This window comes from Psychrobacter sp. AOP7-B1-24 (assembly GCF_052376215.1).
Lineage (GTDB): Bacteria > Pseudomonadota > Gammaproteobacteria > Pseudomonadales > Moraxellaceae > Psychrobacter.
Window position 1 is genome coordinate 1 of the sequence record NZ_JBQSVL010000134.1, and the last position, 3,754, is coordinate 3,754.

Consider the following 3,754-nt stretch of genomic DNA (forward strand, 5'->3'; position numbering starts at 1 on the left):
CAAAATGGGTTCTAGGGTGCAGGCGAAGGGGAAACCCCCCCGACCCCCAAAAACCAAAACCGCCATTGCGCAAGGATTTCAAATTATGACTACGCATAAAAAGTACAAATTATCTGATGAGAAGATGCGAACGAATGTAACGAAAGTTCGTTTTAACGAAAGTGAATATGAGAAAGTTTTAGCGCGTCAAAGTGGAAATACTTTTGCAGGTTGGCTGCGCCAAGTTGCTCTAGACATTGTTCCAACTCATCAAGCAGATGCGGAGCTGGTACGAAATATTGGTCGTATTGGCAGTAACTTAAATCAGCTTGCGCGTTACGTTAATACTGAAAAATCGCTGGATCAAAACGTATTGAATGAGATTTCTGCTATTCGCTTGATGCTTAAACAATTAATTGATCAAAATATTGCCGATGCGATAAAGGATAATTCAGATGATCGTTAAATTTTTTAGACGTTCAAAAGAACGCGGAAGCAAGCCTATTAACTATTTTTTAGGTGCTGAGAAAGATCGCAAGTTTGCGCGAGTTTTGTCTGGAGACCCTGATATTACTGAACATTTAATCAATGCGACTAAATTTGAGAACAAATATACAAGCGGCGTATTGTCATTCGCAGAGCGTGCAGACGAGATTAGCGAAACTGATAAATTAGCAATAATGCGCAGCTTTGAAACGACATTGTTCCCAGGATTAGACCCCGACCAGTACGACATATTATGGATAGAACACAGCGATAAAGACCGTTTTGACGTTGATGCAGACGGCAAACAGATCGAAGGAACAGAGCGGAGCGGTCGTCTAGAGCTGAATTTTGTGATTCCGTGTCATGAGCTGCGCACAGGAAAGCGCTTACAGCCGTTTTACGCGGGTACAGACCTGCGCCGCGTGAATGCATGGAAAAATATTATAAATAGGGAATTAAAAACGTTGAAAGGTGATGCTGTAGCTGACCCGAACGATCCAAGACGACATAGAAAAATCAATAAATATTTAGGTTCTGCCCCGAAGCCCAGTCCGTTTGACTTAACAGCGAAAAAAGATAGCAAAAAAAGCGAGCTTGATCTCGCTGGACGTGATGAGCTGCGAGCGTCTATTCATCGTCACATGTTAGCAATGCTTAGCGAGCGCAACACTGAGCTACACGACAGAAAAGCCGTCGTGCATGAACTGACGACGGGCTTGGATCTTATTCTTGAAAACACTGCGAACAAGTCAATCACCATCTCACACCCGTTATTGCTTGATAAAAACCAAAAGCCTTTACGAATAAGACTTGAAGGCGGTATATACAATAAGGATTTCACACCTGAAAATTTTACCGCTGTAGCTAATGAGAAATACGATAACAGCCGCATTCGACGGAAAATTAAAGATGACAATAATTATGAAATCGGTATGCAGATCAAGACGGAGCAAAACAAAGAGCTATACAAAGACGCTATAGCGCCGCCACCGCTAAATATAGCTGTTAAGCCCGTTATTACTGCCGAGACGCAGCAGAAGAGCACAGAGACGCTACCAGTGCGCGATAACGCCCCCAAAAAGCATGTATATCGACCCTAATCTTCAGAGATTTCGTTTTTCATGCGTTTGAAGTCGTCTTGATACTGAGGTAAATATAAATCAATATCTTGACGATTATTCGCTGTCTGATGCTCTAAAACAAAGAGCAAAGAGGCTTTGTTTTTGCTGTCTAAGCTGTACCAATCCGACAAGTTGGCTTTGTATGCTGAGCCATTGTATAAGCTCAGCAATGTATCTCTACAAGCCCTAGCACCGCTACCGCCGCCGCGTGTAGCAAGGATTACCGTTTCGAGGTTTTTGTTAAAGTCATCGACAAAATTAGCCGAACTGTAAAAGCGATCACGCTCTATCATATCCAATGTGGCTTGAACTTCCACGTTATCTATATCATCGTTTCTACGAGTGATTGAGTAAGTGCCAACACCGTCATTGATATAGATTTTATCTTCTGTATATTCTACTGTTGGTTTCATGCTTCTGATCCTTATGGGCTGTGCCGTTGAAGCCATACCACCAGTGCTGCGCAGCGGTAGGCTGTACAAAAAATATAAAGCGAAATAGCAGCGTAGCGGAGCGATCCGCTACTATTTTAAATAATTTTCTAGGGGCTTTTCCTCAAAATCTTCGGGGTACGTAGCAATAAAATTCTTCATCTCACTTCTGAATGCGTCTCTATCGCGCTTACCCTGTCCGCTCAAACGATGATAATCATTATAATCAGCTTCGAATTGGTTTGAACGTACGATAGCACTAAGCATTTCTTCTGAAATTTTGCCTTTCTTATCTTCCAGTTTTGCTAATGATTTTTTGTGAAATCTTAATGTCATACTTACAAACGTACGTCCAACTTTGCGATATTCGACGCTAATATTAAAATCAGTGTGTTCGTTTATTTCGGCTATAGCTTTGTCTATCACAGATTCTTTAAGCTGTCCAAACTGCTTGTATTTTCCCGAAACGCCCATGACGTACCGAAAATCGTCTAATTCAAACTCTTGTTTGTATGTAAATAAGCCCGTCCAACACACAATTAATTCGTACAATCGTATCGCGTGCGTACTCGATAATTGCGATATTTCAATCAAGCGATACTTTGTAAAATTAGCTTTTAGTTCAGTCAAATAAGGAAGAATATCTTCTGCGAACGTTAGTATTACGCGCCCTTTAAATTTTTGGAATCGCACAGCGCTCACGAAATTGGTTACTAGCTTGTCTCCTTCGGCTATATGTATCGTTGCTTTACGATCTTGTAGTCGTGCGCTAACTTCACTCAAATCTCTAAATAAGTTTTTGTCGTTGCCCTTGTTGTAAAAAACATCTCTAATTTGTTCAACTGTAATAGTAAATTTTGTTTGCTTGGTAATTTCGCGTGCGCCCTCTCTGCTATCTATCTGACTAACACACGCAAGCAGCAGCTGTTTTTCTTTAGTAGTCATCGTATACGTTGCTAAAACTAAATCGTTAGACTGACTGACTATATAATTTTCCATATTCTCACCTGCTTGTTAATAACCAGTTTTAAATACTATTATAGTTAAAACAATTTTAAAAACAATATTTATTTTTATACTGTTTTCTCGCTTCATTTACTGTTTTCTCGCTTCATTTACTGTTTTCTCGCTTCATTTACTGTTTTCTCGCTTCATTTACTGTTTTTTAAGCTCGTAAGTAATTGATTTTAAAGGTTAAAAATGCTCCTTAAACAAGAGTTAAACAAGAGTTAAACAAGTTACTAAATAAAAACCCTTCTTTTACAGAACTTTTAATTTTGATTGTGGATAACTTTAGAGGATCAAACTCAAACGAACAAAGATATAAATCATTTTTTACAGTTCAAAAATACATAAAGCTAATCTTAGTACGCTATTACGTCTCTAATTGCGCTATAACGGATTAGTTTGCGTTATAACGTCTTAGTACGCTGTATATCTAATTACTTTGTGCTATATCGTCTTAGTGCGCCTATAAAACCAGCATCAGCTAACTATTCAAAAATTACAAAAAAATTAGTTTGCGATATAACGTCTCTAATTGCGCTATAACGGATTAGTTTGCGTTATAACGTCCTAGTTTGTTCTATTACCGATTAAAATCTTAACTTCTGCAAACCCAGTCAAATATAGCTATCTAGCCAAAAAATCCATGTTGTGTCAGTATAAAAAAGTAAATAAAACAGTTCATATTTTTTTAGCCAGCATTCCCTAGAGACCCCTTTTTCCGCTGCGCTA

The 3,754-nt window shown here is 38.9% G+C and carries 4 protein-coding genes; 2 read left to right on the forward strand and 2 right to left on the reverse strand.

Annotation, left to right across the window (positions count from 1 at the left end):
• Both ACT3QP_RS14330 and ACT3QP_RS14335 read left to right on the forward strand, forming a co-directional pair.
• Positions 1–445, forward strand: a 445-nt coding sequence (locus tag ACT3QP_RS14330; RefSeq protein WP_444525973.1) for a plasmid mobilization protein, incomplete at its 5' end; no start/stop codon positions are given.
• Positions 435–1,565: a relaxase gene (locus ACT3QP_RS14335; RefSeq protein WP_444518778.1), complete on the forward strand. Its 1,131-nt coding sequence runs from the start codon at positions 435–437 to the stop codon at positions 1,563–1,565. The genes ACT3QP_RS14330 and ACT3QP_RS14335, both read left to right, overlap by 11 nt.
• On the opposite strand, the gene ACT3QP_RS14340 is transcribed toward ACT3QP_RS14335, so the two are convergent.
• Both ACT3QP_RS14340 and ACT3QP_RS14345 read right to left on the reverse strand, forming a co-directional pair.
• The gene (locus ACT3QP_RS14340; protein WP_444518779.1) at positions 1,562–1,999 is read right to left on the reverse strand and encodes a DUF7673 family protein; all 438 of its coding nucleotides are present in this window, start codon (positions 1,997–1,999) and stop codon (positions 1,562–1,564) included. The two genes, ACT3QP_RS14335 and ACT3QP_RS14340, sit on opposite strands and share 4 nt — an antisense overlap.
• Before the next feature lie 111 nt (positions 2,000–2,110).
• Positions 2,111–3,016 (reverse strand): replication initiation protein, encoded by a 906-nt coding sequence (locus tag ACT3QP_RS14345; RefSeq protein WP_444518780.1) that lies wholly within the window; start codon positions 3,014–3,016, stop codon positions 2,111–2,113.
• Positions 3,017–3,754 lie beyond the last annotated feature (738 nt).